Source organism: Halomonas sp. 3D7M, assembly GCF_014897885.1.
Lineage (GTDB): Bacteria > Pseudomonadota > Gammaproteobacteria > Pseudomonadales > Halomonadaceae > Vreelandella.
This window is the reverse complement of record NZ_JABUZF010000229.1, coordinates 1-3884: the sequence shown is the minus strand read 5'-3', so window position 1 is coordinate 3884 and position 3884 is coordinate 1. Positions and strand designations below refer to the sequence as shown.

Genomic DNA, 3884 nt, shown 5'->3' with positions numbered 1-3884 from the left:
AACGTCGCGGAATGGACGCTTACGGCCGAAGCGTGCAACTGGACGAAATCGACTTCGCCCAGGATGCGCTGCTCACTCAGCTGTTTTGCACCACCCTTGGCCAGAGCAACTGGCAAGACCCGCTGGATCAATTAGCGCTGGATTCCGCCACCCAAACGGCATTGATACATACCCTACGCCACTATAGCCAGCGCCGACTGCCAACTCTGCGCCCAACCGGTGGACTACCTGCGTGGCAATTAAAACGAGTGGTGGAGTTCATTGAGCATCACCTGAACCAACCCCTTACGCTGGCATGCATGGCGGGTATCACTGGCTTAAGTGACTACCATTTCGCCCGCATGTTCAAACAAGCCACTGGTTACCCACCACATCGCTATGTGCTACACCGTCGTCTTATCCGGGCGCAATACTTGTTGGCGGAAACATCGCTAAATATGACTGAGATCGCACTACGCTGCGGTTTTGGCTCCAGCAGCCATTTCAGCAACCGTTTTCGCACAGAGACAGGTGTCAGTCCTACTGAGTATCGGACGCAACAACGTAGCTAGGGTTCTTACGAAGGCTGCCTGCTACCCGCCCCGCTCTGGGCCTACGCTGGCGTTATATAAGATCACCTCATCTCCAGCCCCATAGCCGCTAATCACGGCCGCGCGGGAGACTCCTAGCGTGGATTGATACAGCTTCTCTGCGGAGTTGCCTTCCGAGGTGGTCACCATCACCGCCCCCACATCGCAGCCCTGGCGGCGCACGTGAGCCTTGAACGGTGCTAGCGACTCCACAATGAGCTGCTTACCCAGCCCCCTACCTGCTGCTTCCGGGTGAATGCCGATTTGCTCCAGTTCGATGATACTTTTTTCCCGAAAGCCGTTTTTCACGCTAAACGAGGCTTTTAGCTCTTGCTTGAACGCATCAAATGCCGATGCGTCTGCCAACGCCAGCGTGACTGCGGATGAAGGTTCCATGGCTGCGCCTATTTGCTCAACGAGCGTTATCAGCTGCCATCAATTCTAGCACTGCGCTCGTTGGTGCGTCGCGCGACTTGCGATCAAAGAACCAATGACGATGAGCACGCTAGCACTCAATACGGCCACCGTGGCCTTGCCGTATCCCGCCAAGATCAGTAGCACCACCGAAATGAGTGGCGCGCTGTAGGCTAGGGTGCCAAGTAGCTGGATATTCCCGTGTTTGACGCCATAGTCCCAGGTAAAAAATGCGATTCCAACCGGCCCGAGGCCCAGCCCAACCACGCCTACCCATTGCATCAAGCCGTCCGGCCACACCGTCTCTTCCCACAGCATATGGCACCCTAAAGCCAGCAGCGCCGTCACGCCGCAGAACCAACCGACGGCATCGGTTGGCACTGAACGTACCAATCTGCTGAGCACGGAGTAAGAAGACCAAATCAATGCACACGCCAGCGCTACCAGATAACCGGGCAGGTTCTCCCAAGCAAATCCGCCTGCATTTCGGCTGATCAACAACCAACAACCCACCAGCGCCACCAAGGCGCCAACGATAGACTGAGCTCGCATCCTCTCGTCCGGTAACAGGGCAGACAGCAGAACGATCAGCAGCGGCCATAGGTAAGCCAACAGGCTGACTTCCACCGCCGGTGCTAGCGTCATCGCCTTGAAATATGCAAAGTGATAACCGAATAACCCGACGATACCGATACACCAGGCAAACGGCGACTGGCGTATATACCGAACGCCCGTATGGCCAGCCAAGACCCAACGCCCACCCATCAACAGAAACGCAATGCCGAAAGTCATGGCCATCAGTTGGAACTCTGGAATATCTCCGCCGGATAGCTTGGTCAGCAAAGCCAAAGTCCCCCAAAGCAGAACGGAAATGGATCCGATCCAGGTAGCGGCATTCACGGTTGCCATGTCACTCTCCCCCGAAATTGTCATGCATTAGCGGTTGCGGGAGAGCGTATCCATGGAATCGATAGGGGTCTTTTGAATCCTGGCGGAATTATGTCGAGAGACGGCGGAAGTGGCTAGGCGGTTTGCCAAAGTGACGTCTGAAGCGGTCGCTGAAGGCCGATAACGACGAATAGCCTACCGCATCAGCCACCCGCTGAACGCTGAGGCCTGACTGCTCCAGAAGCCGAAACGCCTCTTTCATTCGCACTTCTGTGAGGTATTGATGAGGCGTCACGCCCACCTGATGGCGAAAAAGATCGTTCAACTGCCGAATACTCAGATGGGCCACGTTAGCAACCTCTGCCATGGAAATCGGTTGGTGGAAGTGGTCATCCAGAAACTGTTGCGCTGCGTGAACCCTGCGATCCAGTTTCAATTGACTTCCATGGCGCTCCTGCAGCAGCTGTATCAGTAACAGCAGCATGTGATGCTGGGTAACGCTTGACCCAGCCCCGCTCATAGCCTGAGCATGAAGGAACTGGACGTAATGGTGCAGTGCCGAATCAAGCCCCACGAAACAAGGCAGCTTATCTAGCGCAGGAGCCAGCCCTACAGGCAAATCAGCCACCAAAAACCGATTATCTTCTGTTGCAGCAAACCCATGGCCGCTTCCTGAAGGGATGATGGCCGCACGGTGCTGTGCCACCTCCCCCGCCATGGAATCTACTGACAGAAACAGCGTGCCGACCAGGGGCAATACCAGTTGATGATGGTCGTGGGAGTGACTTTTCACTTCATCATCATAGGTACGTATGTGCAGGCCGATCTCTGGATATTTCATGACCTTACTCAGCAGTCGTGGGCATATTCACTTCCTTGACCTGATTCCCCCAGCCTTCGGTTGTGCGTTTTTAGGCAACGCTCGCTTGGTGGATGGAGGTGGCATCCAGCGTTTTGTAATCCCATTGCGAATACCAGCTTTTCATCCTCTCGAATACCTTGAGGGACTCCTCGAATGTTTGATCACGCTCTGAATCTGTACCGTAAATGTCCTCCCATGGCGGCAGAAGAAAAACAACGGGATTATAGGGGAACAATTGAACATAGTTGGCGATGTCCGCCCGTGACAACGCGTTCTCCGCATCAAGCATGTACAGCGCATCCAGCACCCAACGATCAAAGAACGTAGCCTGCTCGCCAACAGCGACACTCCGGTACTTTTCAATATTGGATTTCAGAATATCCTGAGCGAAACTTACTTTGACCGGGACCTCTACAGCCCAGAGCCCCCACCCACGCTCAGCAATGATGGACTTGATTCTTCTCCCCATACTGTAGCTTTCTTCCTCCGTCAGAGGCTTCGGGAAGAACTCCATCACGTCCTTATCCCTACACATCTGTGAAAAGGGATAGAGGTCTTCGTCATCCCATTGCCGAAGTATCAATCTTTCCGTTCTAATCATACGTCAGGTGATGCCTTATAGCGCCGCAATCACTCGCTTGTCGCGTGCATTGCCTGGTTATGAGATGCTGGATGGTCACTTACCAGTCGCCCATACATTGCCGAGTCAGAGACGATCTCTGTTTCAATTCGCCGAAGCCCCAATGAATTGAATCCGTACTGAAAGAAACTCCCCCGTACCACGAGTGATATTCAACATACGACGCGGACGATCAGCAATGGCAGCATCGTTTTGCTGGCCAAATTGCTCTAACTCAGTTAGCAACTCGCGTAATGATTCGACCCCACTTGTCCCCTGGCAATCTAAACAGCTTGAAAACGAGAGCCGACTGGTCAGCCTCAGAAGATGATAAAACGTCATGCCCACCTAGCTTAGAAACGTAACGTGTTCAGCTTAACGCACATCATGAACTTCACCAGATTGATCGAAGGTCTAAAATCGGCCAAGAGCGGTCTTCTAGGAGCCATTGATATAGCGCTTTAACGCCGCCGGCATGCGCAGCTTTGTAGTGGCAACAGAAAAGCTGTTGCTGTGGCTGGCCTTGTTAAAT

Annotated in this window: 5 protein-coding genes; 1 reads left to right on the top strand and 4 read right to left on the bottom strand. The window is 53.8% G+C overall.

Annotation, left to right across the window (positions count from 1 at the left end; genetic code table 11):
- Positions 1-551 (top strand): helix-turn-helix domain-containing protein (locus tag INT22_RS12855; protein WP_226912701.1); only part of this gene is annotated, 551 nt, incomplete at its 5' end.
- A gap of 21 nt (positions 552-572) precedes the next feature.
- Here INT22_RS12855 and INT22_RS12850 read toward each other — a convergent pair.
- The 4 genes from INT22_RS12850 to INT22_RS20995 all read right to left on the bottom strand — a co-directional run bounded on the left by INT22_RS12850 (position 573) and on the right by INT22_RS20995 (position 3334).
- Positions 573-965: a GNAT family N-acetyltransferase gene (locus tag INT22_RS12850; protein WP_193068344.1), complete on the bottom strand. Its 393-nt coding sequence runs from the start codon at positions 963-965 to the stop codon at positions 573-575.
- Between the two features lie 45 nt (positions 966-1010).
- Positions 1011-1892, bottom strand: a complete 882-nt coding sequence (gene yddG, locus INT22_RS12845) for an aromatic amino acid exporter YddG (protein ID WP_226912700.1) — start codon at positions 1890-1892, stop codon at positions 1011-1013.
- An 88-nt stretch (positions 1893-1980) separates the two neighbouring features.
- On the bottom strand, positions 1981-2712 hold the full coding sequence (locus INT22_RS12840; protein ID WP_193068342.1) for an AraC family transcriptional regulator: 732 nt from the start codon (positions 2710-2712) through the stop codon (positions 1981-1983).
- A 70-nt stretch (positions 2713-2782) separates the two neighbouring features.
- Positions 2783-3334, bottom strand: a complete 552-nt coding sequence (locus tag INT22_RS20995; RefSeq protein WP_226912699.1) for a GNAT family N-acetyltransferase — start codon at positions 3332-3334, stop codon at positions 2783-2785.
- Positions 3335-3884: the final 550 nt, after the last annotated feature.

Coding starts and splice junctions, on each gene's coding strand:
- INT22_RS12850 (WP_193068344.1), bottom strand. CDS start 965: ATGGAACCTTCATCCGCAGTCACGCTGGCGTTGGCAGACGCATCGGCA.
- yddG (WP_226912700.1), bottom strand. CDS start 1,892: ATGGCAACCGTGAATGCCGCTACCTGGATCGGATCCATTTCCGTTCTG.
- INT22_RS12840 (WP_193068342.1), bottom strand. CDS start 2,712: ATGAAATATCCAGAGATCGGCCTGCACATACGTACCTATGATGATGAA.
- INT22_RS20995 (WP_226912699.1), bottom strand. CDS start 3,334: ATGATTAGAACGGAAAGATTGATACTTCGGCAATGGGATGACGAAGAC.